Genomic DNA, 26,683 nt, shown 5'->3' with positions numbered 1-26,683 from the left:
CCACCAGATGGCCAAGATTTTCTGCGTTGCCAATCAGAAGGGCGGCGTCGGCAAGACCACCACCACCGTCAACCTCGCCGCCGGTCTGGCCAAGGTGGGACAGCGTGTGCTCATGGTGGACCTCGATCCCCAGGGCAATGCCACCATGGGTTCGGGCGTGGACAAGCGCCAGCTCCAGTACACGCTCTATGACGTGTTGTTGGAGTCGGCCACCATCGCCGAAGCGCGTGTGAAGAGTGACAAGCTCATCGAAGGCGGTTGCAGCTACGACATCCTGGGCGCCAACCGCGAACTCGCGGGCGCCGAGGTGGAACTGGTCGATGTGGAGCGCCGCGAGAAGCGGCTCAAGGAAGCCCTGGCCAAGGTGGATGCCGAGTACGACTTCGTGCTCATCGACTGCCCGCCCAGTCTGTCCATGCTCACCCTCAACGGCCTGTGCAGCGCGCACGGTGTCATCGTGCCCATGCAGTGCGAGTACTTCGCGCTCGAAGGCCTGACCGATCTGGTCAACACCATCAAGCAGGTGCACGCCAACCTCAACCCCGATCTGGAGATCATCGGCCTGCTGCGTGTCATGTTCGACCCGCGTGTCACCCTGCAGGCCCAGGTGAGCGACCAGCTCAAGGCCCACTTCGGCGACAAGGTGTTCGACGCCGTGATCCCCCGCAATGTGCGTCTGGCCGAAGCGCCGAGCTACGGCCTGCCCGGTGTGGTGTTCGACCCGGGCTCCAAGGGCGCGCAGTCCTTCATCGCCTTTGCCGAAGAGATGGTGAGCCGTCTCGAGAAGATGAAATAAGCCGACCGGCCGGTCTCGTAAGCTACGAAAAACATAGCATGCACCCCGCAAGTGTCCTTATCCTGCCGGGCTGGTACAACTCCGGCCCGGAGCACTGGCAGAGCCGGTGGGAGGCCGCGCAGGGCTACACCCGTGTGCAGCAGCATGACTGGGAGCGCCCCCTGCGTGGCGACTGGCAGATGCAGCTCGAAGAGGCCGTGCTCCTGTGCCAGGAGCCGGCTGTGCTGGTCGCGCACAGCCTGGGCGTCATCCTGGTCGCGGCCTGGGCCGCGCACTCGCGCAATGTGCACCGCGTCAAGGGCGCGCTGTTGGTGGCCCCCGGTGACGTGGCACGTGACGAGGTGCGCGCCCTGCTGCCCAGCTGGTGGCCCATCGAGCGCAAGTCCCTGCCGTTCAAGAGCATCCTGGCCGCCAGCCGCAACGACCCGCGCTGCAGTTACGAGATGGCGGCCGGTCTGGCGCAGGACTGGGGTGCCGAGCTCGTGGACGCCGGCCACGCCGGCCACATCAACGCCGACTCGAAGCTGGGCGACTGGCCCCAGGGCCAGGCCCTGCTGCAGCGCCTGCTTGCGCTGCCCGCAAACGGAGTGGCCGCATGAAGCGCATCGCACGCCTGGCCATTGTGTCGCTGGGGCTGGCCCTGCTGGCGCCGGCCCTGCACGCCGAGCCGGACGAAGAGTTGCTGGGCAAGAACCAGGGCTATCCGCGAGGCAATGCCAACACCTGGTACAGCAACCCCTACCGCGTGGGCTCCTGGTCGGCGCTGGACCAGATCCCCGGTGTGCAGACCCGGCTGGTCGCGCGTGACCCTGCTTTTGTTTCGCCCCTGCCGCATGCGGCGCAGCCCCCGGCCATCCACTACCGCTACCGCAACACGGGCTACACCCTGGCCGACTACCTGGAGCGCCAGCGTGCCACATCCTTGCTGGTGCTGAAAAACGGCGAGATCGTGGCCGAGCATTACCGCTACGGCCGGCGCGACGGTGCGCGTTTCATTTCCTTCTCCATGGCCAAGAGTGTCACGGCCATCCTGGTGGGTATGGCCCAGGCGCGCGGGCACATCACCTCGCTCGACGACCCGGCCGAGAAATACGTCAAGGCCCTGGCCGGCAGCCCCTATGGCGCCACCACCGTGCGCCAGCTGCTGCGCATGAGCTCGGGCCTGACCTTCACCGAACGCTACGACGGCAAGGACGACATCGCCCGTCTGTCGCGCGCCTCGGCCGGCGTGCGCAGCGCGGGCACACCCACCGAGGTGCTGCGCTCCATCACGGACCGCCATTCGCCCGCCGGCGAAAAATTCGTCTACGCCAGCGCCGAGACCGATGTGCTGGGCCGTGTGCTCGTCGCAGCCACCGGCCGCAACATGGCCGAACTCACCAGCGAGTGGCTGTGGAAACCCATGGGTGCCGAGCACAACGCCTACTGGCGCATTGGCGCCGACGGGCAGGAGCAGGCTTACGGCGCCTTCAACGCCAGCCTGCGTGACTGGGGCCGCCTGGGCTTGCTGCTGGCCCATGATGGCAAGGTGCAGGGCGCGCATGGCGCACAGCAACTCCTGCCGCTGGACTACCTGCTGGATGCCACCGACCCCGCGCGCCAACCGCCGGCCTTTCGCCCGCGCCGCGCGACAGCCTATTTCGGCTACGGCTACCAGTTCTGGTTGTTTCCCATGCGCGAGCGCAGCTTCGCCATGCAGGGCATCCACGGCCAGACCCTTTTTGTGCAGCCTGCCAGCGGCATCGTGCTGGTGATGACCTCGGCCTGGGAACAGGCCAGCGGCCGGCAGGACCCGCAACCCGGTGAAGAACGCGACGCGCTCTGGCGCGGCGTGCTGAACTCACTGGGCGGCAGCGTGCGCGAATGAAACGAACACTTTTGTGAGAGAGAGCAGATAGTTATGGTTACCAAGAAACCCAAGGGCCTCGGCCGCGGACTCGAAGCCCTGCTGGGCCCCAAGGTCGATGACACCCGCGCCGAAGTGGCGGCCATGAGCGAGGCACGCGAAGGCCAGAGCACGGGCAGCCTCAAGCTCGAAGACATGGTGGCCGGCATGTACCAGCCCCGCACGCGCATGGACGAAGGCGCCTTGTATGAACTCGCCGAGTCCATCAAGGCCCAGGGCATCATGCAGCCCATCCTGGTGCGCAAGCTCAGCGAAGGCCCCAACGCCGGCAAGCACGAGATCATCGCCGGTGAGCGCCGCTTCCGCGCCGCCAAGCTCGCGGGCCTGGAGAGCGTGCCCGTGCTCGTGCGCGACGTGCCCAACGAGGCCGCCGCCGCCATGGCCCTCATCGAGAACATCCAGCGCGAGGACCTGAACCCGCTGGAAGAAGCGCAGGGCCTGCAAAGACTGATTCGCGAATTCGGCCTCACCCACGAACAGGCCGCGCAGGCCGTGGGCCGCTCGCGCAGCGCTGCCTCCAACCTCTTGCGTTTGCTGAACCTGGCTGAACCCGTGCAGACCCTGCTGATGGCCGGTGACATCGACATGGGCCACGCGCGTGCGCTGCTCGCACTGGACCGCGCCACGCAGATCACCGCCGCCAACCAGATCACTGCCAAGAAGATGTCGGTGCGCGAAGCCGAGAACCTGGTCAAGAAACTCAGCGCCGAGTTCTCGCTGACGCCGCAGAAACCTGGCAAGGAAAAATCACGCGACCTCAAGCGTGTGGAAGAAGAGCTGTCAGACCTGCTCACCGCCGAGGTGGAAGTGCGCGTGAAAAAGCGCGTCAAGCGCCACGGCCGTGTGGAAGAGCTGGGCGAGATCAGCATCCAGTTCGGCTCGCTCGACGAACTCAATGGTCTGATCGACCGGCTGCGGCGCAGCGGCGGCAACGGCAACTGAGACAGCAGCGGGCCTTATGAAACTCGAGGCCCGCTTTCCTTGGCCCCTGCCCGCCCTCCTCAGCTGGGCGATTTGCTGGCTGACGTACATCCAGCTGCGACGAGCAGGCGTGAGCCCCTGGCTGGTCCTTGCCGTGGTCACGTTCCTCAGCGTCGTATTCAGCACGCAAGGAGACAGCTGGTGGCGCAGGGCCATGATCGGTCTTGGCTTCCCGCTTTCATTGTTGCTTGTGGGCGGGACCGGCATCCCGGCCTGGGGCTGGCTCTTGCCGCTGGCCCTGCTCGCACTGATCTACCCACTCAACGCCTGGCGTGATGCCCCGCTGTTTCCCACGCCGGTCAATGCACTCAATGAATTGCCCACAGTCGCACCGCTGGAGGCAGGGGCCAGGGTGCTGGACGCGGGCTGCGGCCTCGGCCACGGCCTTGATGCTTTACGGCAGGCTTATCCCCTGGCCAAATTGCACGGCATCGAATGGAGTTGGCCCTTGCGCTGGCTCTGCGCGCGTCGTTGCCCTTGGGCGCAAGTGGAACGGGGGGATATCTGGCAGGCGGACTGGTCAGGCTACGACATGGTCTATCTTTTCCAGCGTCCCGAGAGCATGCCGCGCGCGATCAACAAGGCGAAAGCGGAACTCAAGCCCGGGGCCTGGTTGGTGAGTCTGGAGTTTGAGGCTGTGGGGCAAATGCCGGTGGCCAAGCTGGAGGGGGCGCAGGGGAAGCCAGTGTGGGTGTATCGAGGATTGCCAACGCATACTTGAATAGCTCACAATGAACTATGGCAACCTTTCCATCCGCGACAAACTGCGATTGCGCAATCTGTCGTCATCAACATGGGTTCACAATCCCCGATGAACTGCTGACGGAGATTTTGCGTGGGAAGGTAACGCTATTCGCCGGGGCCGGTGTGAGTACCGAGTCATCGTCAGTTCTAAACGTCACCTTGTATGACGAGGTTGCATTTGAGCTCGGCATTGATCGCCGCGATCTGTCATTCCCTGAGTTGATGCAGAAGTATTGCGATCAGACAAATGGTCGACTTAAGTTGATACGATCAATCGTCGGCCGATTTGAGACGATAGATTCATTCCCAGAGCTACGCCAGTCGGCTACTAGCTTTCATAGGGAGCTCGGATCGATGTTTCAGTTTCGGAACATCATCACAACGAATTGGGATGCATATTTCGAGCGTGAGTGCATGGCTACGCCATTTGTCGAGGATTCCGACCTCGCATTTTGGCAGGCAGCACCACGTCGAGTTCTAAAGCTCCACGGATCGGTTTCAAATTTAGGATCGATTGTTGCAACGACAACCGACTATACAAAATGTAAGAAGCGATTGGAAAAGGGACTAATCGGGGGGCTGCTTAAATCCTTGATGGCAACCGAAACAATGCTTTTTGTTGGTTACTCATTCTCAGATTCAGACTTCAACTCAATCCAGAAGTTTGTACGGAAGCAGATGCATGAATTTCATCGACAAGCATATGTAGTTACGCCCTTCGAAGAAGAGGCCGAAAAATTCAGATCGATCGGACTTATCCCGATCTGTACAGACGGCACGTATCTACTTCAGCAAGTGAAGAAACACGCCGCGGCAATAGGTGTGATGCTTTCAGATGAAATATTTGATGCGGCAGAAGAGCTAATGTTTGAGGTGCAAGTTCAGCACCGTGCTTTACATAAGTGTATTAAGCCAATAGCACAGCCTGAGATGGTATATGCGGCTTTCTATCAAGATGGAATGATGCATGCGCTTGGCCGAGCGATATCAATGCGCGGCAGTGGCGCCTATACGCACAGATGTGACATACAAGATCGATTGCGCGCATACGAAGACCTGCAAAAAGTGAAGAGGAAGGAGCATCGCTATGACGATGTTGCCTATATCGAAGGCTATATGAATGCTCTGTTGTATCTATTGATCGGGAAAGAAGATCGCAATTTGATCCCAAAGTATTTTGCTTTTGGAGCAAAGGAGGAAATCGTCGACTTGTCACAATTGGCAGTCTTCCTCAAAAAGCATCCGAACGCGCACAAAGCATCTAAGACGCGCGCTAAGAGATTCTTGGCCAAGGTAAAGAATCTTGATTCAATAGAAATGCATCATCCCCCATGGCTTTAGCCGCTCAACTTGAGCAGAGTCACTTAAGGCGCCACCAGCGGAGAGGCGGGTGAGTCGTCTCCCAACATCAAATCTGGATGCGCTACTTTCACCTAATAGTATTGACGGCCTTGGCCCTCCTCGCCTTTGCCGGCAACTCCCTGCTCTGCCGTGCGGCCCTGCAGCAAACCCCCATCGATGCCGCCAGCTTCACCACCATCCGCCTGATCTCGGGCGCGCTGGTCTTGTGGCTGCTGGTACAGCTCACACGCCGTGAAGCCACCGGCCGCGGCAGCTGGCCCTCCGCTTTCGCGCTGTTCGGCTACGCTGCAGCCTTCTCCTTTGCCTATGTCTCTTTACCCGCTGGCACCGGCGCGCTGCTGCTTTTCGGTTCGGTGCAGACCGGCATGATCGGCTGGGGGCTGGCAACGGGCGAGCGTTTCGCGACCCTGCAGTGGGGCGGCCTGTTGCTGGCACTTGTGGGGCTGGTGGGCCTGTTGCTGCCGGGCCTGTCGGCACCGCCGCTGGGTGCGGCCTTGCTGATGGTCATCGCCGGCCTGTCCTGGGCCGTGTACTCCCTGCGCGGCAAGGGGGCAGGGGACCCGCTGCGCGTAACAGCGGGTAACTTTGTGCGCACTGTGCCGGTGACCGTTCTCATGAGCCTGCTGTTTTTCAACAGCGCGCAGGTGGACACGGCCGGTGCGCTCTATGCCATCGCTTCCGGCGCCATCACCTCGGGCATCGGTTACGCCATCTGGTACACGGCGCTGCCCCACCTCAAGGCCACGAGTGCGGCCACACTGCAGCTCAGCGTGCCGGTGATCGCGGCGCTGGGGGGCATCCTCTGGCTGGGCGAGCCGCTGACGCTGCGCCTGCTGCTGGCTTCGGCCGCCATCCTGGGTGGCATTGCCCTGGTGATCCTCCAGAAGCGCTGATTGACAGGGCGCGGACACTCCGCGATAAAGCGGGGTCTGGTTCCCAGACAGGGGAGTGTTCGTGATGTTCACCAACTCATGCAGAACCGGCGCCGGTGCGCTGGCGGCCGTGGCCTTGCTGGCCGGTTGTGCCACGCGCCTGCCGCCACCGCCACCCGCCACGGACGCACAGATCGAGAAGGAGATGCAGGTGCTGCAGCAGTCCTTCTTCACCGACCCCTGCATGGACAGGCTGCGCCAGCGGGCATCCGAGCTGACGCCGGGTGACACGCAGCTGGGCATCAAGGCGCTGTATGCCGTGGAGTTTGCGCCCAACACCCAGCGCCGTGACGGTCTGGCCTACCGGCTGCACGTGCAGGCGCGCGAGCGCACGGGTTACCTCTACATCAGCGATGGCACGGCGGGTTCCTACCGCATCTTTGGCCCCCTGCCGCTCTGGGGCTGCCTGCATGGCCGCTTGCCTTGAGCGGGTTTGACGCCGTTTCGTTGCACAAGTCCTGTCGCTAACCCACAATCCTTCACCATGATCCCCGCACCCATCCCCGCCAATGACAAGGAACGCCTGGCCGCGCTGCGCCAGCTGCTGATCCTGGACACGCCGCCGGAAGAACGCTTTGACCGCATCGTCGAATTCGCCACACGCGAGTTCGACCTGTCGCGGGGCACGATCACGCTGGTCGACAAGGACCGTCAGTGGTTCAAGGCACGGGTGGGTGTGGACGTCTGCGAGACCGACCGCGCCACATCGTTCTGCGGCCACGCGGTGACCAGCCATGACTTCCTGATCGTGGACGACGCGCGCAAGGATGCGCGCTTTCATGACAACCCGTGGGTGACCGGAGCAGACCCCATCGTCTTCTATGCGGGGGCACCGCTGGTGCTGCCCTCGGGGCACGTGGCCGGCACTCTGTGTGTCTATGGCAACGCGCCGCGCACCTTCGACGCGATGGACCGCGCCATCCTGGGCACCCTGCGCGACCTGTGCGTGGAGGAGCTGCTGTCGCGCGAGAGCGGCGACCGTGCGGGAACTGAGGGGGGCGCCCGTGCTTGAGTCCCGCTCGATTCTGCTGCTGGAGCCGGATTACCTCTTGCGCCGCACCGTGGTGGCGTCGGCGCGCTCCTTGTTCGATGTGGACATCACGGAAACCAGCCGCTACGAAAATGCCGAGGCACTGACACGCAGCCACCGTTACGACGGCCTGATCCTGGCCGTGGATGACGAGCGCGACCAGGCCCTGACCCTGGTGCAGAAGCTGCGGGCCGGTGAGCTGCTGCCCGCGCATGACAGCCCGGTGGCGCTCATGTGCTACGAGCCCGATCGCAAGCGTGCGGAAATCATGACGGTGCTGGGCGTGCAACACATCATCATCAAACCCGCCAAGGTCAAACAGATCCTGGGCGCGCTGGCCACGATGGCGCCCATGCGCTCATCCCACACGCGGGTCGGGGTGGCCTGAGCGGCCTGTGCTCAGATGGCGCCCGTGGCCTGCTGGCGGGCGCGCCAGCGGGTCAGCAGGCTTTCGGCGGGTTCGGGGCGGCCGTGCAGATAACCCTGCTGGATGACCTGCCCGCGTGCGTTGAGGAATTCGGACTGCTCGGTGGTCTCTACCCCTTCGGCCACCACCTTGAGCCGCAGGTGGCGCGCCACCGAGAGGATGGCCTCTACCAGCGCTGCGTCGCTCGGGTCGGTGGGTGCGTCCTGCACGAAGCTGCGGTCGATCTTGAGCTCGTGGATGGGCAGGCGCTTGAGGTAGGCCAGCGACGAGTAGCCGGTGCCGAAGTCGTCCAGCGAGAACTTCACGCCCAGACTGGTCAGGTGCGACATCTTCTGGACCACGGTCTCCATCTGGTCCATCACGATGCTTTCGGTGATCTCGATGACCAGGTCGTCGGGTTCGGCGCCGTGGGCTGCCAGGGTGTCCTGTACCACGTGCACGAAGCCAGGCTGGTGGAACTGGCGCGGGCTGATGTTGACGGCGATGGGCAGGCGCAGGCCCTCGCGGCGCAGCGCGCCCAGGTGGGCGCAGACGGTCTGCAGCACCCAGTTGCCCAGCTCGGTGATGAGCTCACTTTCCTCGGCGATGGGAATGAAGTTGCCCGGGGCCATGAGGCCCTGCTCGGGATGCTGCCAGCGCACCAGCGCCTCGGCGCCGACCACACGGCCCTGGGCGTTGACCTGGGGCTGGAGGTACAGGCGCAGCTCGTTGGCGGCCAGACCGCGGCGCAGATCACGCTCGATCAGGAAACGGCGGCTGATGAGCTCTTCCATGGAGACATCGAAGAAGGCGGTCTGGCCGGCACCGGCGTCCTTGGCGCGGTGCAGGGCGGTGTCGGCGCGGCGCAGCACGTCGCCCGGGCTGTCCGGCGCGCCCTGGGGCAGCAGGGTGATGCCGACGCAGCAGCTGACCTTGAGCGCCACCGTGCCGTCAATCTCGAAAGGCTGGTCCAGCCGTTCCTGCAGGGCCTGCGCCAGTCGCAGCGCCTGGCCGCTGGCATTCTCGCTGTCGGCGTCGCCGGTGTGCAGCAGGATGGCGAATTCGTCCGCGCTCAGGTGGGCCAGCTTGTCGTCGGCGTGCAGCAGCCCGGCCAGCCGTTCACCGACTTTCTTGAGCAGTTGGTCGCCCGCACCGTGGCCCAGCGCGTCGTTCACGGTCTGGAAGCGGTCCAGGTTGAGCAGCAGCAGGGCGCAGTGCTCACCGGTGCGCGCGTGGGCCTGCAGCACCTCCTGGATGTCGATCAGCAGGCGGTGGCGGTTGGGCAGGCCGGTGAGCGGATTGAACCAGGCCAGCTGGTGTGCCTTGTCCTCGGCGTCGCGCTGCGCGGTCACGTCCAGCTGCACGGCCAGGTAGTGGGTGATCTGGCCCTGGGCGTCGCGCACCGGCGCCACGTTCATGCTCTGCACGTAGTCGCGCCCGCTCTTGTGGCGGTTGATCATCTCGCCGTACCAGGTCTCACCGGCGCTCAGCGTGAACCACATGGAGGCAAAGACCTCGGGCGGGGTCTGGTCCGAGCGCAGCATGCGCGGGTTCTGGCCCAGCACCTCGCGGCGCTGGTAGCCGCTGATCAGCTCGAAGGCGTGGTTGACGTATTCGATGCGCGCTTCGGTGTCGGTGATGATGACGCTGGCCGGGCTCTGTTCGATGGCCTGCGATAGCTGCGTGAGCTGGGCCTGGGCTTTCTTGCGCTGGGTGATGTCGCGTGTGACACCCATCAGGCGCGTGATGCGGCCGCTGTCCTCGTCCGTGAGCAGCGTGCTGATGCCCTCAACCTGCACCCGGCTGCCGTCCTTGCGGATGTTGATCGTTTCGACCATGGTGGTGCGCAGCGATTCGTCACCCGCCGCCAGAGCCTCGCACCGGGCACGGATGCGTTCGAGCGCCGCGGCAGCGATGTCGGGTGGCATCAGGTCGGCGAAGGTCAGGCCGCCGACTTCGTCCGGCGAGTAGCCGAACAGCTTTTGCACCGAGGGGCTGGCGTACAGATAACGGCCCTGTTCCAGGTCGTAGAGCCAGACCACGTCACTGCTGTTCTCGGCCAGCAGCCGGTACTGGGCCTCGCTTTCGCTGAGCGCGCGTTCGATGCGACGCAGCTCGTCGATCTCGCGTGTCGAATCCAGCAGACGCTGGCGTTCGTAGTGCAGGTAGAGCGCGCCGCCCAGGGCCAGCAGCGCCAGGGCACCGGCCAGCACCATCCAGGCGCTGCGCACCAGGGCGCTGTGCAGCAGTTCGACACGGTCCTGCTTGGCCAGCAGCCACCATTCGGTGTCGCCGATGCGCTGCGCCACGCCGTAGGAGGGCACCTTGCGGTAGTCCAGCCCTTCGATCAGTACGCCGGGGGGCACGTCGCCGCGCAGGGCCTGCAGGCTGAGCAGGTCGCCGCCGGCCAGGGGCAGCTGGAAGTTCAGCGCGGCATCGCGCCGGTGACGCAGGTCGCTCAGGAAGGTCATCTGCTCCCCGTCCTGGCGGAACAGGAAGGCTTCGGCGCTTTTCTGCGGCAGGGGCCAGTCGGTCAGCGCGGGGTGCAGGTAGTCGGGCGGGTCGATGTGCAGCACCAGGGCCGCCGGGTGGGCGCTGTCGCCCGCCACGGGCGCCACGAAAGCCAGGCGCAGCGTGCCGCCGGCATCGCGCCAGGGGCCGGCGCGCATGGGCTGGCCCAGGGTCAGCGAGCGCAGCACGGCCAGGTGCAGCGTGGGATCGACGTAGGGAGCGTCCTGCATGCGGGCGGGCAGCAGGTCGGGCAGGCTGCTGTCGAGCACCTTGCGGCCCTGCGCGTCGACGAACTCCATGCGCGGGAAGACGGCCTCGCTGACATAGCTGTTGAGGTAGGCCTGCAGGGCGCGCGCGGCCTGCAGATCACCGCCGGTGCGCCAGCGCAGCCATTGCTCGCGCAGCAGGGGCGTCTTGCTGGCCCAGGCGGCGTCGCTGAGACGCTCCGTGTGCCAGGTCCAGATTTCGCGGGCCTTGGATTCGGCGATGGCCAGCAGCTGGGCCGAGGCTTTTTCCTTTTCCTCGCGCAGACCCTGCCAGACGGTCAGCGCGACCAGGATGGCGATGGTGACCGACAGCAGCGTCAGCAGGGCCAGTGGCAGGCGCCGCAGCGGGGCAGAGCGGGCCTGGGCCGGTTGCGGCGCCGCCTGCAGACGCAGCAGCCAGTACAGCAGGGCCGCAGTGACCGCGACAAAAAACCAGCCCTTGAAGGTGCTGACCAGCAGGATGAGGTCGGGGTCCTTGAACAGCCAGGTGACGACGCGGTCGGACAGCAGGATCCACAACGCTCCGAAACTGGCATACAGCAGCGCCGGAGCCAGCGCACTGCGACGCAGGACGGTGGTGGCAGGGCCGGGAGGGCTGGGCATGCAGGCGTGTCAGAGGACGAAGATCTTGCCCGGGTTCATGATGTTCTTGGGGTCCAGTGCGCGCTTGATGGTGCGCATCATGTCGATGGCCCCGTCACCGGCCTCGGTGCGCAGGAAGTCCATCTTGTGCATGCCCACGCCGTGTTCGCCGGTGCAGGTGCCGCCGAGCGTGAGCGCACGGTGCACCAGGGCATGGTTGAGCTGTTCGGCGGTGTTGTACTCGTCGGGCTTGGCCGGGTCGATCAGGTAGCCGAAGTGGAAGTTGCCGTCGCCTACGTGGCCGACCAGGAAATAGGGCAGGCCGCTGGCGTCGGCTTCGGCCACGCTGTCCAGCAGGCAGTCGGCCAGCCGGCTGATGGGCACGCAGGTGTCGGTGCTGATGGCGCGGCAGCCGGGCTTGCTCTGGATGGCGGCAAAGTAGGCGTTGTGCCGTGCCGTCCACAGGCGGGTGCGCTCTTCGGGGGTGACCGCCCATTCGAAGGCATTGCCACCGTGTTCGCTGGCCAGCTCCTGCACGGTCTCGGCCTGTTCCTTGACGCTGGCGGGCGAGCCATGGAACTCCATGAGCAGCAGGGGCTCCTCGCGCAGGCCCAGCTTGGCATAGGCGTTGACCATGCGAACGGTGTTGGCGTCGATCAGCTCCACGCGGGCGATCGGGATGCCCATCTGGATGATTTGGATGGTGGTGCGCACTGCGGCCTCGATGCTGGGGAAGGAGCAGATCGCGGCCGAGACGGCTTCGGGCAGGGGGTAGATCCTGAGGGTGATCTCGGTCATCACGCCCAGCGTGCCTTCGCTGCCCACCATGAGGCGGGTGAGGTCGTAGCCAGCGCTGCTTTTCTTGGCGCGGGTACCGGTGCGTATGACTTCGCCGCCGGCGGTGACCACCTCGAGCGCCAGCACGTTCTCGCGCATGGTGCCGTAGCGCACGGCGTTGGTGCCGGACGCGCGGGTGGCACACATGCCGCCCAGGCTGGCGTCGGCGCCCGGGTCGATGGGGAAGAACAGGCCGGTGCTCTTGATCTCTTCGTTGAGCTGCTTGCGCGTCACGCCAGGCTGCACGGTGACCGTGAGGTCTTCGGCATTGACGGACAGGATCTTGTTCATGCGACTGACGTCGATGCTGATGCCGCCCTGGATGGCCAGCAGGTGGCCTTCCAGCGAGGAGCCCACGCCGAAGGGGATGACGGGCACCTCGTACTGGCTGGCCAGGCGCACGGCCTCGGCCACGTCCTGTGTACTTTCGGCAAAGACCACGGCCGAGGGCGGGGGCACGCTGGTGTAGGCCGATTCGTCACGGCCATGCTGTTCGCGCACGACCAGGGCGGTGGAGCAGCGCTCGCCGAAACGGGCCTTGAGGGCTTCGACCAGGGCCGGCGGCACCTCGCGCAGATGGACTTCGGGCTGCAACTGGTTGGCGTTGGCGGGTGCGTTCATGGTGGTCTCCGTGCCGTGAGGGTGGGCCCCGCGGCGGGGCTGGGGAATAATGTGACGATACCGGCCCCGAACCCTGAGGAACGCGGCAAAACCATATTTTGATCCAAGGCGGCCATCATGGGAAATCGTCTCACGCAAATCGCCACCCGCACCGGCGACCAGGGCACCACCGGCCTGGGCGACAACCAGCGCGTCTCCAAGCACAGCCTGCGCGTGCATGCCATGGGCGACGTGGACGAACTCAACTCGAACATCGGTGTGCTGCTTTGCGAGCAGATGCCGACCGATGTGCGCGATTTGCTGGTGGAGATCCAGCACCAGCTCTTCAACCTGGGCGGTGAACTGTCCATTCCCGGTTATGAGCTGCTCAAGGCCGAGGCCGTGCTTGCCCTGGACGAAGCGTTGGCCAAGTACAACGAGCAGCTGCCGCGGCTGCAGGAGTTCATTCTGCCCGCAGGTTCACGGGCGGCGGCCCTGGCCCATGTTTGCCGCACCGTGGCGCGCCGCGCCGAGCGCGCCCTGGTGGCGCTGGGGCAGGAGGAAGCCATCAAGGACGCCCCGCGCCAGTACCTGAACCGCCTGTCCGACCTGATGTTCGTGCTGGCGCGTGTGCTCAACCGGATGAACGGTGGCGACGATGTCTACTGGAAAAGCGAACGGATGCAGGGTGAGGCCGCGGACTGAGCGGCTTCCGGTCCTGGTCGCGGGCCTGCTGCTGGCCTTCGCGGCCGGGGCGGCCCCAAAAGTGTCTTACCGCTGCGAGGTGGTCTACCTGCCGGCACGCAGCACCTGGGTGCGTACGGTGGAACTCACGCACGATGGCCGGCAGCTGCGCGCCGTGAGCATCGACGGGGTTCCGGTCCATCGTTTTGCGGTCGGCGGCACCACGGTGCACACGGCGGTGGACAACGAGCGCATCGTGTTCGACACCGGGGCCTTGAGCTGGCGCAGCGATCTTCGCGGCCTGACCCAGGGCCAGGGACGCTGCGAGCGGAAATGAAAAAGCCCGCCGAATCGCACCGGCGGGCTTTTTGCTGGGGTCGTCCGCTCAGCGCTTGCGGTTGAGCAGCGCGTACAGCAGGATGGCGCCGAAGGTGGCGGTGCCGATGCCGCCCAGGGCGAACTGGCCGAAGCGCAGCGTGAAGTCGCCCGTGCCCAGCACCAGGGTGACGGCGGCCACGATGAGGTTCTTGTTGTCGCTGAAGTCCACCCGGTTATCGACCCAGATCTTGGCACCGGCGACCGCAATGAGGCCGAAGACCACGATGGAGACGCCGCCCATCACCGGCAGCGGAATGGCCTGGATCACGGCGCCGAACTTGGGGCTGAAGCCCAGCAGGATGGCGATCAGCGCGGCCACGAAGAAGATGGCGGTCGAGTAGATCTTGGTGGCGGCCATGACGCCGATGTTCTCTGCGTAGGTGGTCACACCCGTGCCGCCGGAGGCGCCGCTGACCATGGTGGCCACGCCGTCACCCACGAAGGCCCGGCCCATGTACTGGTCCAGGTTCTTGCCGGTCATGGCCGTGACGGCCTTGATGTGGCCCAGGTTCTCGGCCACCAGGATGATGGCCACGGGGGCGATCAGCAGCATGGCGTTGGCTTCGAACACAGGGGCGGCGAAGTTGGGCAGGCCGAACCAGGCGGCGTTCAGCACGCCCGACAGGTCCATGGGCTTGCCCAGGCCCATGCCGTTGGTGAGCAGGGCGTAGATGACGCTGGCGACGATGAGGCCGACCAGGATCAGCAGGCGCTGCACCATGCCCTTGGTCAGCACGGCCACCAGGCCCACGCTGACAAAGGTGACCAGCTGCATCCAGGAGTCGAAGTTGCTGGCCGCCATGTTCTTGACCGGGATGCCGGCCAGATTCAGGCCAATCACGGCCACCACGGCGCCGGTGACCACCGGGGGCATGAAGCGCTCGATCCAGCCCGTGCCGATGGCCTGCACGACGACACCGATCAGTGTGTAGACCGCGCCGCACGCGATGATGCCGCCCAGGGCCAGGCCGATGTTGGCGTTGGCGCCCTTGCCGGCATAGGCCGTGGCCGCGATCACCACGCCGATGAAGGCGAAGCTCGAACCCAGGTAGCTGGGCACCTTGCCACCGGTGATGAAAAAGAAGATCAGGGTGCCGATGCCGCTCATGAGGATGGCGATATTGGGGTCGAAACCCATGAGGATGGGGGCCAGCACGGTGGCGCCGAACATGGCGATCACGTGTTGCACGCCCATCACGGCGGTCTGCGGCCAGGGCAGGCGTTCATCGGGGGCGATCACACCGCCCTGTTGCAGCACGCTGGCGCTTTTCTCGGTCCATTGAAACAGACTCATCGTTGTAACTCCTGGGGTTGAGGTGCTTGCGATGCTAGGCCATTTGCCTGAAAACACCCAGGAAATGGAGCGGCGGACGCAAAATGCGGCAATATCCGCGTTGTTTTTCAATCTCTTGCAGGAATGACAGGACCATGATCCCGATCGACCCCGCCGCCCGCGCCAACGTCCACCTGATCGACCACCCCCTGGTGCAGCACAAGCTGACCCTGATGCGCAAGAAGGAGGCGAGCACCAGCAGCTTCCGCCGCCTGCTCAATGAGCTGGCCAGTCTGATGATTTACGAGGTCTGTCGCGACATGCCGCTGCAGGACGTGCAGATCGAGACCCCGCTGGAGACCATGACGGGCCGCGTCATCGATGGCAAGAAACTGGTGTTCGCCAGCATCCTGCGCGCGGGCAACGGCATCCTGGACGGCGTGCTCTCGGTGGTGCCCGGCGCGCGCGTGGGCCATGTGGGCCTGTACCGCGACCCCAAGACCCTGCAGGCCGTGGAGTACTACTTCAAGATGCCCAAGCACATGGAGGAACGCGACGTGGTGATCGTCGACCCCATGCTGGCCACGGGCAACTCGGCCGCCGCCGCCGTGGCCAGGCTCAAGCAGTGCAGGCCGCGCTCCATCAAGTTCCTGTGCCTGCTGACCTGCCCCGAGGGCATCAACACCCTGTACAAGGAGCACCCGGATGTGCCGGTCTACACGGCGGCCATCGACCGTGAGCTCAACGACCACGGCTACATCCTGCCCGGGCTGGGGGACGCGGGCGACCGCATCTTCGGTACCCAGTAAGCCGCCACGGGTTGCGCCATGAAGCACTACTGGCTCATGAAGTCCGAACCCGGCGAAGTCTCGGTGGACGATGCGCTGGCGGCGCCCCGCGCCACGGTGCCCTGGACCGGGGTGCGCAATTACCAGGCGCGCAACTTCATGCGCGATGCCATGCGCGTGGGCGACGGCGTGCTGTTCTATCACTCGAGCTGCGCCGAACCGGGCATCGTGGGCATCGCGCAGGTGGCTTCCACGGCCTACCCCGACCCCACGCAGTTCGACCCCGCCTCGCCCTATTACGACCAAGCCTCCAAGCCCGAGGCGCCGCGCTGGTTGCTGGTGGATGTGCAGGTGCTGCGCAAGACGCGCAACCTCACCCTGCCCGAGTTGCGGGCCGATGCCGAGCTGGCTGAGCTGCTGGTGCTCAAGAGAGGCAACCGTCTGTCGATCACGCCGGTGGAGCCGCGCCACTGGCAGACCATCCTGCAACGCCTGGGGGTGGCGGCTGGGGACCCCTGAGGGGAGGCGACTTTTTTCACGAAACCCCGCTCATGGCGTTGTCCCTAGGGCTGGAGGGGCTGAATTGGGGTAATCTGGCAGACGGACCTCTACAAGCAGGATGTTGTCGTGAACGAGCGCAGGCATTTTCTGGCACGCAGCGGGCAGCTGGCCCTGGCCGGCGGTCTGTTCGGACCGGCCCTTGCGGCGAGCCCGGAGCGTGCGGTCATCGCCGTGCCCGGCCCCGGAAACCTGCTGTACCTGCCCATTCCGCTGGCGCAGAAGATCGGGGCCGACCTGGCCGAGGGCATGGAACTGGACATCCGCTACACCGGTGGCGGCCCGCAGGCCATCCGCTCCATGCTGGAGCGCAACAACGATTTTTCGGCGGCCGGCCTGTCGGCCCTGGCCCTGCAGAAGCTCAATGGCCAGCCCGTGGCCTGCATCGTGCCCCTGACCCGGGTGCCCGCCTATACCCTGCTGGTGCGCGCCGACCTGCGCGGCAAGGTCAGGCAGGTGGCCGACCTCAAGGGTCGGGTGGTAGGGGTCAAGGGTCATGTGCCCGGCGGGCGTTCCACCTCGCAGCTGTTCGCCGAATACCTGTTGGCCCAGGCCGGGCTCAAGCCCGACGAGGTCAACTATGTGTCGGCCGGGCAGTCCTACGAGAGCCAGCATGCGGCCCTGGGCTCCGGCTCGGTCGATGCCATCGTGGGCGATGAGCCCTTTGTGACCCGGCTGGTACGCCAGAAAGTGGCTTTTGCGCTGGCCGATTACCATGACCTGAACACCACACGCAAACAGCTGGGGGGCCTGTTCCTCAACGGCATGATTGCCACGCGCACGGACATGATCACCCAGCGGCCCGAGCTGGTGGAGAAGATGGTCCGCACGATCAAGCGCACCCTGGTCTGGATCGCCACGCACAAGGCCGAAGAGATGGTGGCGGCGCTCAATCCCGGCGAGCCCGAGGAACGCAGGACACTGCTCGATGTGCTGCGTCTGCGCAAGAACATCTACTCACCCGACGGGCGCATGTCCGGTGAACAGCTGGACACGGTGGACCGTTTCCTGCGCGCCACCGAGCCGGAGATTGTGGCCAAGGACCTGCGTGTGCGCAGCCTGGTCGAAGCCCGCTGGGCGGGGAACGCGCCGTGAACTCCATCGACCGTCGCACCCTGTGCGTGCGGGCCGCGGGCCAGGCCTTGGCTTGGCCCCTGCTGGCGCAGGGGCTGGGGGCTCGCGCCCAGACCGTCAAGACGGTCAAGGCCGAGCCGGTGACGCTCTCCGTCGTCGGTCCGGGGCACCTGCTGCTGCTGCCCGTCACGCTGGCGGCCAGGATAGGCGCGGACCAGGCGGAGGGTCTGAAGTTCCAGATCAACTACGTGGGCGGGGGGCCTATGGCCTACCGCGACATGCTGATCGGCAACGCCGATTTCGGCGCTGCCGGCATGCCGGCGCTGGCGGACCAGCGACTGGCGGGCAGGCCCGTGGTGGCCGTGATGCCCATCACGCATGTGCCGGCCTACACCCTGGTGGCGAGTCAGCGCCTGCGCGACCGTGTGAAAACCGTGGCCGATCTCAAAGGCCTGGTGATCGGGGTCAAGGGATATGTGCCGGGCGGCCGGGCGAGTTCGCAACTCATGGCCGAATACGTCCTGCGTCGGGCCGGTGTGAACCCCGGGCGCGTAAATTTCGTGGCTGTCAGCCTGGCCTACGAGAACCAGCACGCGGCCCTGGCCAGCGGTACGGTCGACGCGATGATGAGCGACGAACCTTTCGCCTCCCGTCTGGTGGAGTCGCGTGTGGCCTATGTGCTGGAGGATTACCACGATCTGGCCGAGACCCGCAAGCGCCTGGGGGGCCTGTTCCTCAACGGGGTGGTGGCATGCAGCGAGGAGTTGCTGGCGCGCCGCCCGGCTCTGGTGGACCGGCTGGTGAAATCCTTGCGCCAGACGCTGGTCTGGATCGACAAGCACTCGGCACGCGAGATCGTCGAACAGATGGCGCCGGCCTCGGAGGTCGAGCGTGTGGCGCTGCTGAAGGTGCTCACGAAGCGCAAGAACATCTACTCTCCCGAGGGGCGTTTCTCCGACGAGCAGCTGGATGCGGTGGAGCGTTTCATGCAGACCACCGAGGACACGCCGCGGGGCCGGGCCTTCCGCGTGCGCGATATGGTCAACACCACCTGGGCCGGGCGCATGCCTTGAGCCGCAGGCGCCACCCGTTCCAGTTCCAGCCATGCCGCAAAGTTCTTTCGAACCGACCGCCGCCAGCCCCTCGACCTGGCAGGATGCGGCACGGCACAGTCTGCAGCGCCAGCTGGTCGCACGTTTTGCCCTGGTGTTCCTGCTGGTCACGCTGACCGGCAGCCTGCTGGCCCTGCTGGGTTACCAGATGCTGGCCCAGCAGGCTCAGCGCCGTGGGGCCGACGAGGCGCTGGAACATCTGAGTCGCAGCTACACATCGCTGCAGGACAACTGGTTGCGCAATGCCGATGAGGTGAAGGCGCAGATCGATTTCATGCGTGTGTTCACCCCGGGGCAGCAGGCCGCCGGCTGGCTGCGCCTGCGTGCCTATTTCGCGGCGATCGAGGGCAAGCTGGACCGTTTCCCCTCGGGAGTCGTGCTCAACGATGCCGGCCGCCCGGTTTTCCAGTACGGACCGGAGGGGGCGGTGCTGAGCCGGCATTTCACCATCGGGCGCCTGCAGCCGCGCTGGTTCTACAGCGCCGAGCACCGCGCCGTCTTCAAGGTGCTGAGCGTGCCGCTGTGGCTAGGCGACCTGGGCACCGGCCGGCTGGTGCTGCTGCAGCCGATGGACCATGGTGTGCTGCGCCAGCTCAGCGCATCGGGCGCCAAGCTGTACCTGGTGCATGAGGGGCAGGTGCTGGCCAGTTCCGGCGGTTCGCAGGACTATGGCCGGCAGATTTCGGGTGACTACAGCGGCCCCATCCTTGAAGGCGAGCAGCTGCAAGAGCAACGCCTGCTGCCCATGCTGGACGACGACAGCGCACCGCGGCTGGTGCTGCGGCAGAACGTGCAACAGGTCCTGTCCCCGGGGCTGGTGCTGCTGGGCAGCTTCATGCTGATGGCCTTGCTGGCGGCCGTGCTCTGGCTGGTGCTGGGTCGCTGGGCCAGTGGCCTGGCGGTGCGCATTGCCCACCTTTCCAAGGCGACCACCCTGTTCGCGCGCGAGCACGCACTGGGCCGCCCGGTGGAGCTGGCGCTGGAACAGGCGCGTTCCGACCCCGACGAAATCGCCGAGGTGGCCCAGGCCAGCCGCACCTTGATGCAAAGCGTGCTGCAGCACGACGAAGAGCACTTTGCCCATCTGCAGACCCTGGACATGCTGGAAGAAGGGGTGGTCGAGCTGGCCGCCGACGGGCGTTACCTGCGCGCCAGCCCGGGTTGGGTGCGCCTGGCCGGCATCGAGATGCAGCCCGGCGCGCGCATCTTCGACCACATCCATGTGGAGGACATGGAGAACCTGCAGCAGCAGTTCCTGCAGCTGGCCGATGCCGAGAAGAGCAGCCTGAGCGGACGCTTGCGCCTGCGCCGCCCCGACGCCAAGGAGCTGTGGATCGAGTACCGCTTCATCTGCGGCACACGCCGCGGCGGCAGCGTGCGCGGCGTGCTGCGCGACATCACGCAGAGTTACCAGCTCGAGAAACACGTGACCCACATGGCCCTGCACGACGCGCTGACCAGCTTGCCCAACCGCGTGCTGCTGGAGGACCGCTGCAAGATGGCGGTGCGCAGCGCCGAGCGCAACGGGCAGATGCTGGCCCTGGGTTTCCTGGACCTGGACCATTTCAAGCACGTCAATGACCAGTTCGGCCACAAGACCGGTGACGAGCTGCTGGTGGCCTTGTCCGGGGCCATGCGGCACTGCCTGCGCTCGGGCGACACACTGGCGCGCTGGGGGGGTGACGAGTTCGTGGTGCTGCTGACCGACCTGAGGGGCCAGGCCGATGCCGAGGAGGCCATCAGCAAACTCGCGGCCGTCTGCCAGACGCCGATCCGCCTGGGCGAGGCGGAATTCAACGCCACGTTCAGCATGGGCGTGGCCCTGTTCCCGACCGATGCGAAGACGGTCGAGACCCTGCTCTCGCAGGCCGACCGTGCCATGTTCGCGGCCAAGCAGCAGGGCCGCAACACAGTGCGTTTCTTCGCCGAGATCGCGCAGCGCGAGGAAGACCGCAAGGCCCTGTACATCCAGAACCGTCTGGCCACGGCCATCCGCGAGGGCAAGATCCAGACCTGGTTCCAGCCCATCGTGGACGCGAAGACCCGTCGTGTGGTGAGCTGCGAGGCGCTGGCGCGCTGGCAGGATGAAACCTACGGCTGGGTCTCGCCGGCCACCTTCGTGCCCATGGCCGAGAACCTGGGCCTGATCCGCGAGATGGGCCAGCAGGTCTGGAGGCAGGCGATTGAGAGCCTGCACCGCTGGCGCCAGCGGGGGCTGGACATGCGCATCTCGGTCAACGTCTCGCGTCGCCAGTTGTTCACGCCCACCTTCACCGCCGACCTGCTGGAAGACCTGGACCGGCTGGCGATTCCCGTTTCGGTGGTGGACCTGGAAATCACCGAGAGCGTGGCCATGGAGGACGCCGAACACACCGAGAAGCGCCTGGCCGAGCTGACCGAAGCGGGCTTCGGCATCGCCATCGATGACTTCGGCACCGGGTTTTCCTCGCTCTCGCAGCTGCACGACATGCCGGCCTCCAAGATCAAGATCGACATCTCCTTTGTGCGACGAGCCAGGACCGAGCAGGGCAGTCAGCTGATCCAGGCCGTGGTCAAGATCGCCTCGGCCTTCGGCTTGCAGACCGTGGCCGAAGGTGTCGAGACCGAGGACATCGCCGACGTGCTGTCCCAGCAGGGCGTGACCCTGCTGCAGGGCTATCACTTCGGCAAGCCCATGAGCGCCGAAAGCTTCGGTCTTTACCTCAGCGAAAACCTCAGCGCGGCCTGAGCGTCACGAAGTCGGCTACGGTGCCCAGCACCGTCGGATCCTTGAGGATCTTCATGTGCCCCAGCGCCTCGGTGGCGTGCAAGCGGGCCCCTGTGATGGCTTCGCCATAGGCCTGGCCATCGGCAAAACGGTTGATGCGATCGCCTCGGTCATGCACGACCAGGGTGGGCACGCGGATGCGCGGACCCACGGCCGGCGGTTCGAATTGCGGCATGAGGATGCCTTCACGCGCTTCGATGCGTCGTTGCATGGCGCTGCGCGTGGCCTCGCTCAGCCCGAACATGCGCGCGAACAGCTGCGTGTACGCAAAAGGGGAGGCTGGCGGCGCCAGCAGCACCAGGCGTTGCAGAGACAGGCCGCGGCTGGCCGCGTGCGCCGCCGCATTGGCGCCCAGGGAGTGCGCCACCACGGCGTGCAAGGCCTGGCCGCGCTCCTGCAGCCGGGCCGCCACGTATTCCACGGCGCGGGCGAATTGAGGCAGGTTGCTGGTGCTGCCGGCACTGCGCCCGTGCGCCGGCAAGTCCAGCAGCACAGGCTGCAAGCCCTGCTCGGCCAGGGCCTTGGCCAGCGGCAACATCTGGCCGGCATGCCCGCCCCAGCCGTGGATCAGCAGCACGAGCGGTGCATCGCCGGCCACGGCCGTGTCGCGGTACAGGGTGAGGCCGGCGCGTTCAAAAGGCCAGCGCTCGATCTGCCAGTGCGCGGGCCAGCTGCGGGGCCGGCGCAACCAGCGCGGCGGCAGCGGCGTGCCGAACAGGCGGTAGGCCGCACGCACGGCCAACGCCGGCCACAGATGCTGCGAGATGGACAGACCGAAACGGAACAGGCGAATGAGGGGCGAGTTGCCGTAGTAGCTGGCACCGGTATCAGGGGTGGTGGTGGACATGGTGGGCGTTCAGTAAAAGATCCAGTCGCGATTGCTGCGCGGGATGCCGCGCAGTGACGTGAAGGCGGCCACGACGCCGCGAACCAGCAGGTACAGGCCCAGGCAGGTGAGGATGAACCACATGATGGCTCCTTTCTTCGCACGGTCGTGCGAAATTTGGGCAAACAACACGTGACATCGGATCAACGTCACCTTTTGTTCACTCAGGCTTGGTAGCTTCGGAGCAGGCGCTGCCAGGTGGCCTGGGCCCGTTCGGCCGCGCGCGGGTCACGCAGGAACCGGGCGTCGTGCAACAACCCGATGGCCATGTTGGAAAGTTCGCCGACCAGCTGCTCGGGGTCCGTGTCAGCCCGCAGATGGCCGGCGTCGATCGCCTGCAGCACGGTGCGGCGCAGTGTGCTGCGCCAGGCAGCAACCTGCAACAGCAGGAAGTCGCGCAGTTCGCCATCGCGGTCATCAAGCTCGAAGGCACCGGCCGTGTACAGACAGCCCTTTTGCACTTCAACCTCGCGCATGCGCACCAGCCAGCGCTCCACAATCGCCTTGAGCCGCGGCAGGCCTTTGGGCGCCTGCATGGCGGGCACAAAGACCTCGGCCAGGAACTGCCGGCCGTACTCCTCGATCACGACCTTCTGCAGCGCCTCGCGCGAGCCGACCCGCGAGAACACGCCGCTCTTGGACAGGCCGATGCGGTCAGCCACGACCTGCAGCGAGATCGCCTCCAGACCCTGTTCGCAGGCGAGATCCAGCGCCGCACCAATGATGGCGGTGCGGGTCATCTCGCTTTTCACGGTTTTGGCGTCAGGCGTCATGGCGCAAATTTAGCACGACTGTGCGAAATGTCAAGCGCCCCGACTGAGCGATCTGCGCCGGGCGGTACGCAATCCTGCGGACGAAGGCCGGTGCTAGAGTGCCTGGCAAGGCCATAAGAACGACGGCAGGAGACCATGCAAGCGCCCTACATACCCCAAATCCGCCTGTACCAGGACTGGCTGCGCGACCGGCGCGGGCTGGTTTTTGACAGCTACGACGCCCTGTGGCGCTGGTCGGTCACCGACCTCGATGCCTTCTGGCAAAGCATCTGGGATTGCTACAGCGTCTACTCCCCCACGCCCTACAGCGCTGTGCTGGCCGAGAACCGCATGCCTGGCGCACGCTGGTTCCCCGGGGCCCAGGTGAACTATGTGCAGCAGGTGCTGCGGCATGCCCAGATGGCGCACGCGGCAGGCCTTCCGGCCATCGTCAGCCACAACGAGCAAAGCCTGGCCGCCGGCCTACCCGCCCGCGAGATGAGCTGGCCTGAATTGCAGCGGCAGGTGGCCTCCCTGGCCCTGTACCTGCAGGCGCAGGGGGTCCGCAAAGGCGACAGGGTGGTGGCCTACCTGCCCAATATTCCCGAGACCATGGTGGCTTTTCTGGCCACAGCCAGCATCGGTGCGGTCTGGAGCCTGTGTGCCCCCGACATGGGCACAGCCGCCGTGCTCGACCGCTTCAAGCAGATCGAGCCCAGGGTGCTGATCGCCTGCGAGGCGGTGACCTATGGCGGTCGTGACACCGACCGGCGCACCGTGGTGGCCGAGCTTTGTGCAACCCTGCCCACGGTACAAGACCTGATCGTGTTGCCCAGACGGGGTCTGCCGGAAGTGGACGTGCGGGCCGACGTGCGCGTGACGCCCTGGGCGCAGACGGTGTCGCGTGACGATGCACGAACGGCGGCTTTCAAACCTTTGAGCGTGCCGTTTGATCACCCCTTGTGGGTGGTCTACTCCAGCGGCACCACCGGCCTGCCCAAGCCCATCGTGCACGGGCACGGCGGCATCCTGATCGTGGCCCTGGCCTTCACGTTGAACACGGACATCGGTTGCAGTTACGCGCCCAACAGCTGGGGCGAGCGTTTCCACTGGTACAGCTCCACGGGCTGGGTCATGTGGAACTGCCAGCTCGCGGGGCTGCTGACCGGCACCACGGTCTGCATCTTCGACGGCAGCCCGGGTGGTGCGACGGTGGACACGGCCGGCAACAAGCAGGCCCCGGACTGGACCACCTTGTGGCGTTTTGCGGCAGACACGAAAACCACCTTCTTCGGCGCGGGTGCGGCCTTCTTCGCCAACTGCATGAAGGCCGGCATCAACCTGAAAACCTGCGGCCCCCTGCGCCAGGTGCGCGCGCTGGGTTCGACCGGCTCACCGCTGAGCGAGGAGGTGCAGCGCTGGGCCAATGCGCAGATGAAAGCCGTGGGCAATGCAGGCATCTGGTGGAGCAATGTTTCGGGCGGTACCGACTTTGCGGGCGCTTTCATCGCGGGCAACCGCGAACTGCCCCAGGTCCCGGGCGAGATGCAGTGCCGCATGTTGGGCTGTGCGGTCGAGGCCTGGAACGATCAGGGCGAGCCCGTGGTCGACGCAGTGGGTGAGCTGGTCTGCAGCCAGCCCATCCCCAGCATGCCTTTGTATTTCTGGAACGACGAGGGCAACCGGCGCTACCTCGCCAGCTACTTCGACATGTACCCGGCCGGACACGGGCGCCGACCCGGCGGCGGCGACGCGGCGGCGGCCGCCGGCCCGGTCTGGCGCCACGGCGACTGGCTGAAGATCACAGCGCGTGGCAGTTGCATCATTTATGGGCGATCGGATGCCACCATCAACCGCCACGGCCTGCGCATGGGCACCAGCGAACTTTACAGCGCGGTCGAGGCACTGCCCGAGGTGCTCGACTCCATGGTGGTGGACCTGGAGTATCTTGGTCGTGAGAGTTACATGCCCCTGTTCGTGGTGCTGCGCCCCGGCCACGCGCTGGACGGCGCCATGAAGGCGAAGATCAACGACGCGATCAAGACGGCGCTGTCGCCGCGTTTCGTACCCAACGAGATCCTGGAAGTGGCCGAGATCCCGCGCACATTGACGGGCAAGAAGCAGGAGCTGCCGATCAAGAAACTGCTGCTGGGTCAGCCGCTGGAGAAGGTCGTCAACAAGGATGCCATGGCCAATCCGGGCTGCCTGGACTGGTACGTGAATTTCGCCCGGCGGCATCCGCGCGCTTGAGCTTCGTTGCCCCGGTCAAGGCACGAAGGAAAGACTTTCGCAATAATGGCCCGATGCAGATGCATACGCCCACCCTGCTGCTGGTCAACGTCCTCGTCTCCGCGGTCCTGGGCATCAGCATGGGCGTCGTGGCCCGCCGCTCGCGTCGTGACGGCCTGGTCTGGTGGGCCTGGGGCATGGGAGCGCAGACGCTCACCTATCTGCTGTTTGCCCTGCGCGGCGAGATCAGCGACTGGCTCTCCGTGGTGCTGGCCAACACCCTGCTGGTGACGACCTTTGCCCTGTTTGCCGAGGGCCTGTGCGAATTCCAGCAACGGCCTGCGCGGCGCTGGCTGATCTGGGGGCCGGTGGTGGCGATGCTGCTGCTGGTGACACTGCTCATGAACCACATGCAGATCCGCCCTCAGCTGGCCACCCTGCTGCTGAGTTTCCAGTCCATTGTGTTGCTGCAGCTGATCATCAGCCGGCGGCACAAGACGCCCGGCCGTGGGCAGTATTTCGTGGCGGCGGGTCTGATGCTGACCGTGCTGGCACTGTTGCTCAGGTTCGTGGCCTCTCTGTTCGGGCAGGTGGATCTGAACCAGGTCACCGCCTCCAACCCAGCCCATGCGCTCAGTGTCCTGATGTCCACGCTGATCATCGTACTCATCGCCATGGGTCTGGTGTTGATGACCAAGGAGCAGGCCGACGTGCGCAACCACACCCTGGCCATGCAGGACGACCTGACCGGTCTGAGCAACCGGCGCTCCATTCAGCAGGTCCTGACCCAGCAGATCGCGCTGGCGCGGCGCAGCAACCGGCCCCTGGCCTTGCTGCTCATCGACATCGATCACTTCAAGCAGATCAACGACACCCACGGCCATCTTTCAGGTGACCAGGCCCTGCGCAACGTCGCCATCTGTCTGAAAGAGCGCCTGCGCGCACAGGATATCGTGGGCCGCTGGGGCGGCGAGGAATTCATCGCCATCCTGCCCGATACGGATGAGGCCGGGGCGCTGGCCCTGGCCGAGGCCTTGCGGGCGGCCACGGAGCAGGCCCGTTTTGCCGGCCTTGACGGTCAGCCCATCGCCTTGACCATCAGCATCGGCCTGCATGCGCTGGAGTTGTCCTCAGGCAATGAACGCGACGACATGCTGGGCGCGGCCGATCGCGCCCTGTACCTGGCCAAGGAGAAAGGCCGTAACCGCGTGGAGCAGCTTTGAGCGGCT

24 protein-coding genes are annotated in these 26,683 nt (G+C 65.6%); 19 read left to right on the top strand and 5 right to left on the bottom strand.

The genetic code is table 11. From position 1 onward, the window contains the following. The first annotated feature begins 7 nt into the window (after positions 1–7). The 10 genes from AC07NT_RS14220 (at position 8) to AC07NT_RS14175 (ending at position 8,139) form a co-directional block, all read left to right on the top strand. The gene (locus AC07NT_RS14220) at positions 8–796 is read left to right on the top strand and encodes a ParA family protein (RefSeq protein ID WP_498599470.1); all 789 of its coding nucleotides are present in this window, start codon (positions 8–10) and stop codon (positions 794–796) included. A 38-nt stretch (positions 797–834) separates the two neighbouring features. Then, on the top strand, positions 835–1,395 hold the full coding sequence (locus tag AC07NT_RS14215; RefSeq protein ID WP_498599471.1) for an RBBP9/YdeN family alpha/beta hydrolase: 561 nt from the start codon (positions 835–837) through the stop codon (positions 1,393–1,395). Continuing rightward, positions 1,392–2,663, top strand: coding sequence for a serine hydrolase domain-containing protein (locus tag AC07NT_RS14210; protein WP_498599472.1), 1,272 nt, complete (start codon positions 1,392–1,394; stop codon positions 2,661–2,663). The genes AC07NT_RS14215 and AC07NT_RS14210 overlap by 4 nt, the downstream gene beginning before the upstream one ends. Before the next feature lie 33 nt (positions 2,664–2,696). Beyond that, positions 2,697–3,644, top strand: coding sequence for a ParB/RepB/Spo0J family partition protein (locus AC07NT_RS14205; RefSeq protein ID WP_498599473.1), 948 nt, complete (start codon positions 2,697–2,699; stop codon positions 3,642–3,644). A 16-nt stretch (positions 3,645–3,660) separates the two neighbouring features. After that, a complete protein-coding gene (locus AC07NT_RS14200; RefSeq protein ID WP_498599474.1) occupies positions 3,661–4,404 on the top strand; it encodes a class I SAM-dependent methyltransferase in 744 nt (247 codons plus the stop codon). Positions 4,405–4,421: 17 nt separating this feature from the next. Continuing rightward, a complete protein-coding gene (locus AC07NT_RS14195) occupies positions 4,422–5,768 on the top strand; it encodes an SIR2 family protein (RefSeq protein WP_498599475.1) in 1,347 nt (448 codons plus the stop codon). A 77-nt stretch (positions 5,769–5,845) separates the two neighbouring features. Beyond that, positions 5,846–6,682, top strand: coding sequence for a DMT family transporter (locus tag AC07NT_RS14190; protein ID WP_498599476.1), 837 nt, complete (start codon positions 5,846–5,848; stop codon positions 6,680–6,682). Between the two features lie 64 nt (positions 6,683–6,746). After that, the gene (locus AC07NT_RS14185; protein ID WP_498599477.1) at positions 6,747–7,148 is read left to right on the top strand and encodes a hypothetical protein; all 402 of its coding nucleotides are present in this window, start codon (positions 6,747–6,749) and stop codon (positions 7,146–7,148) included. Between the two features lie 57 nt (positions 7,149–7,205). Continuing rightward, on the top strand, positions 7,206–7,733 hold the full coding sequence (locus AC07NT_RS14180) for a GAF domain-containing protein (RefSeq protein WP_498599478.1): 528 nt from the start codon (positions 7,206–7,208) through the stop codon (positions 7,731–7,733). Further along, a complete protein-coding gene (locus AC07NT_RS14175) occupies positions 7,726–8,139 on the top strand; it encodes a hypothetical protein (RefSeq protein WP_498599479.1) in 414 nt (137 codons plus the stop codon). The genes AC07NT_RS14180 and AC07NT_RS14175 overlap by 8 nt, the downstream gene beginning before the upstream one ends. 11 nt (positions 8,140–8,150) lie before the next feature. On the opposite strand, the gene AC07NT_RS14170 is transcribed toward AC07NT_RS14175, so the two are convergent. Continuing rightward, on the bottom strand, positions 8,151–11,537 hold the full coding sequence (locus AC07NT_RS14170) for a sensor domain-containing protein (protein ID WP_498599480.1): 3,387 nt from the start codon (positions 11,535–11,537) through the stop codon (positions 8,151–8,153). A gap of 9 nt (positions 11,538–11,546) precedes the next feature. Then, positions 11,547–12,974 carry an FAD-binding oxidoreductase gene (locus tag AC07NT_RS14165; RefSeq protein ID WP_498599481.1) on the bottom strand — a complete coding sequence of 476 codons (1,428 nt, stop codon included), beginning with the start codon at positions 12,972–12,974 and terminating at the stop codon, positions 11,547–11,549. Positions 12,975–13,091: 117 nt separating this feature from the next. Between AC07NT_RS14165 and AC07NT_RS14160 the strand changes: the two genes are divergently transcribed. Further along, complete coding sequence (locus AC07NT_RS14160; RefSeq protein WP_498599482.1) at positions 13,092–13,658, top strand: cob(I)yrinic acid a,c-diamide adenosyltransferase; 567 nt, start codon at positions 13,092–13,094, stop codon at positions 13,656–13,658. Continuing rightward, positions 13,642–13,974, top strand: a complete 333-nt coding sequence (locus AC07NT_RS14155) for a hypothetical protein (protein WP_498599484.1) — start codon at positions 13,642–13,644, stop codon at positions 13,972–13,974. The genes AC07NT_RS14160 and AC07NT_RS14155 overlap by 17 nt, the downstream gene beginning before the upstream one ends. Before the next feature lie 48 nt (positions 13,975–14,022). Here AC07NT_RS14155 and AC07NT_RS14150 read toward each other — a convergent pair whose 3' ends face one another. Continuing rightward, complete coding sequence (locus AC07NT_RS14150; protein WP_498599486.1) at positions 14,023–15,309, bottom strand: solute carrier family 23 protein; 1,287 nt, start codon at positions 15,307–15,309, stop codon at positions 14,023–14,025. A gap of 134 nt (positions 15,310–15,443) precedes the next feature. Between AC07NT_RS14150 and upp the strand changes: the two genes are divergently transcribed. The 5 genes from upp to AC07NT_RS14125 all read left to right on the top strand — a co-directional run bounded on the left by upp (position 15,444) and on the right by AC07NT_RS14125 (position 21,548). After that, complete coding sequence (gene upp, locus AC07NT_RS14145; protein WP_498599487.1) at positions 15,444–16,097, top strand: uracil phosphoribosyltransferase; 654 nt, start codon at positions 15,444–15,446, stop codon at positions 16,095–16,097. Between the two features lie 18 nt (positions 16,098–16,115). Further along, complete coding sequence (locus AC07NT_RS14140) at positions 16,116–16,595, top strand: EVE domain-containing protein (RefSeq protein WP_498599488.1); 480 nt, start codon at positions 16,116–16,118, stop codon at positions 16,593–16,595. Positions 16,596–16,703: 108 nt separating this feature from the next. Then, complete coding sequence (locus AC07NT_RS14135) at positions 16,704–17,729, top strand: ABC transporter substrate-binding protein (protein ID WP_498599490.1); 1,026 nt, start codon at positions 16,704–16,706, stop codon at positions 17,727–17,729. Next, positions 17,726–18,781 carry an ABC transporter substrate-binding protein gene (locus tag AC07NT_RS14130; protein ID WP_498599492.1) on the top strand — a complete coding sequence of 352 codons (1,056 nt, stop codon included), beginning with the start codon at positions 17,726–17,728 and terminating at the stop codon, positions 18,779–18,781. Before AC07NT_RS14135 ends, AC07NT_RS14130 begins: the two co-directional genes overlap by 4 nt. A gap of 31 nt (positions 18,782–18,812) precedes the next feature. Then, complete coding sequence (locus AC07NT_RS14125) at positions 18,813–21,548, top strand: putative bifunctional diguanylate cyclase/phosphodiesterase (RefSeq protein ID WP_498599493.1); 2,736 nt, start codon at positions 18,813–18,815, stop codon at positions 21,546–21,548. Here AC07NT_RS14125 and AC07NT_RS14120 read toward each other — a convergent pair. Together AC07NT_RS14120 and AC07NT_RS14115 are read right to left on the bottom strand one after the other, a co-directional pair. Then, positions 21,535–22,434 (bottom strand): alpha/beta fold hydrolase, encoded by a 900-nt coding sequence (locus tag AC07NT_RS14120; RefSeq protein WP_498599494.1) that lies wholly within the window; start codon positions 22,432–22,434, stop codon positions 21,535–21,537. The genes AC07NT_RS14125 and AC07NT_RS14120 overlap by 14 nt on opposite strands. Before the next feature lie 203 nt (positions 22,435–22,637). Further along, positions 22,638–23,213 carry a TetR/AcrR family transcriptional regulator gene (locus AC07NT_RS14115; protein WP_498599495.1) on the bottom strand — a complete coding sequence of 192 codons (576 nt, stop codon included), beginning with the start codon at positions 23,211–23,213 and terminating at the stop codon, positions 22,638–22,640. A 168-nt stretch (positions 23,214–23,381) separates the two neighbouring features. Here AC07NT_RS14115 and AC07NT_RS14110 point away from each other — a divergent pair, with 168 nt between their 5' ends. Together AC07NT_RS14110 and AC07NT_RS14105 are read left to right on the top strand one after the other, a co-directional pair. After that, positions 23,382–25,475, top strand: coding sequence for an acetoacetate--CoA ligase (locus AC07NT_RS14110; RefSeq protein WP_498599497.1), 2,094 nt, complete (start codon positions 23,382–23,384; stop codon positions 25,473–25,475). Between the two features lie 53 nt (positions 25,476–25,528). Further along, positions 25,529–26,677: a GGDEF domain-containing protein gene (locus AC07NT_RS14105; RefSeq protein ID WP_498599498.1), complete on the top strand. Its 1,149-nt coding sequence runs from the start codon at positions 25,529–25,531 to the stop codon at positions 26,675–26,677. Positions 26,678–26,683 lie beyond the last annotated feature (6 nt).

Source organism: Hylemonella sp. GW821-FHT10B10 (assembly GCF_059415585.1).
This window is presented reverse-complemented; position numbering and strand designations above follow the sequence as displayed.

What these genes read in the sequence shown, in the direction of transcription:
- AC07NT_RS14190 (WP_498599476.1), top strand. Translation starts at nt 5,846, where the DNA reads ATGCGCTACTTTCACCTAATAGTATTGACGGCCTTGGCCCTCCTCGCC.
- AC07NT_RS14185 (WP_498599477.1), top strand. Translation starts at nt 6,747, where the DNA reads ATGTTCACCAACTCATGCAGAACCGGCGCCGGTGCGCTGGCGGCCGTG.
- AC07NT_RS14210 (WP_498599472.1), top strand. Translation starts at nt 1,392, where the DNA reads ATGAAGCGCATCGCACGCCTGGCCATTGTGTCGCTGGGGCTGGCCCTG.
- AC07NT_RS14140 (WP_498599488.1), top strand. Translation starts at nt 16,116, where the DNA reads ATGAAGCACTACTGGCTCATGAAGTCCGAACCCGGCGAAGTCTCGGTG.
- AC07NT_RS14120 (WP_498599494.1), bottom strand. Translation starts at nt 22,434, where the DNA reads ATGTCCACCACCACCCCTGATACCGGTGCCAGCTACTACGGCAACTCG.
- AC07NT_RS14150 (WP_498599486.1), bottom strand. Translation starts at nt 15,309, where the DNA reads ATGAGTCTGTTTCAATGGACCGAGAAAAGCGCCAGCGTGCTGCAACAG.
- AC07NT_RS14220 (WP_498599470.1), top strand. Translation starts at nt 8, where the DNA reads ATGGCCAAGATTTTCTGCGTTGCCAATCAGAAGGGCGGCGTCGGCAAG.
- AC07NT_RS14200 (WP_498599474.1), top strand. Translation starts at nt 3,661, where the DNA reads ATGAAACTCGAGGCCCGCTTTCCTTGGCCCCTGCCCGCCCTCCTCAGC.
- AC07NT_RS14215 (WP_498599471.1), top strand. Translation starts at nt 835, where the DNA reads ATGCACCCCGCAAGTGTCCTTATCCTGCCGGGCTGGTACAACTCCGGC.
- AC07NT_RS14105 (WP_498599498.1), top strand. Translation starts at nt 25,529, where the DNA reads ATGCAGATGCATACGCCCACCCTGCTGCTGGTCAACGTCCTCGTCTCC.
- AC07NT_RS14165 (WP_498599481.1), bottom strand. Translation starts at nt 12,974, where the DNA reads ATGAACGCACCCGCCAACGCCAACCAGTTGCAGCCCGAAGTCCATCTG.
- AC07NT_RS14110 (WP_498599497.1), top strand. Translation starts at nt 23,382, where the DNA reads ATGCAAGCGCCCTACATACCCCAAATCCGCCTGTACCAGGACTGGCTG.
- AC07NT_RS14180 (WP_498599478.1), top strand. Translation starts at nt 7,206, where the DNA reads ATGATCCCCGCACCCATCCCCGCCAATGACAAGGAACGCCTGGCCGCG.
- AC07NT_RS14195 (WP_498599475.1), top strand. Translation starts at nt 4,422, where the DNA reads ATGGCAACCTTTCCATCCGCGACAAACTGCGATTGCGCAATCTGTCGT.
- AC07NT_RS14160 (WP_498599482.1), top strand. Translation starts at nt 13,092, where the DNA reads ATGGGAAATCGTCTCACGCAAATCGCCACCCGCACCGGCGACCAGGGC.
- AC07NT_RS14205 (WP_498599473.1), top strand. Translation starts at nt 2,697, where the DNA reads ATGGTTACCAAGAAACCCAAGGGCCTCGGCCGCGGACTCGAAGCCCTG.
- AC07NT_RS14125 (WP_498599493.1), top strand. Translation starts at nt 18,813, where the DNA reads ATGCCGCAAAGTTCTTTCGAACCGACCGCCGCCAGCCCCTCGACCTGG.
- upp (WP_498599487.1), top strand. Translation starts at nt 15,444, where the DNA reads ATGATCCCGATCGACCCCGCCGCCCGCGCCAACGTCCACCTGATCGAC.
- AC07NT_RS14170 (WP_498599480.1), bottom strand. Translation starts at nt 11,537, where the DNA reads ATGCCCAGCCCTCCCGGCCCTGCCACCACCGTCCTGCGTCGCAGTGCG.
- AC07NT_RS14115 (WP_498599495.1), bottom strand. Translation starts at nt 23,213, where the DNA reads ATGACCCGCACCGCCATCATTGGTGCGGCGCTGGATCTCGCCTGCGAA.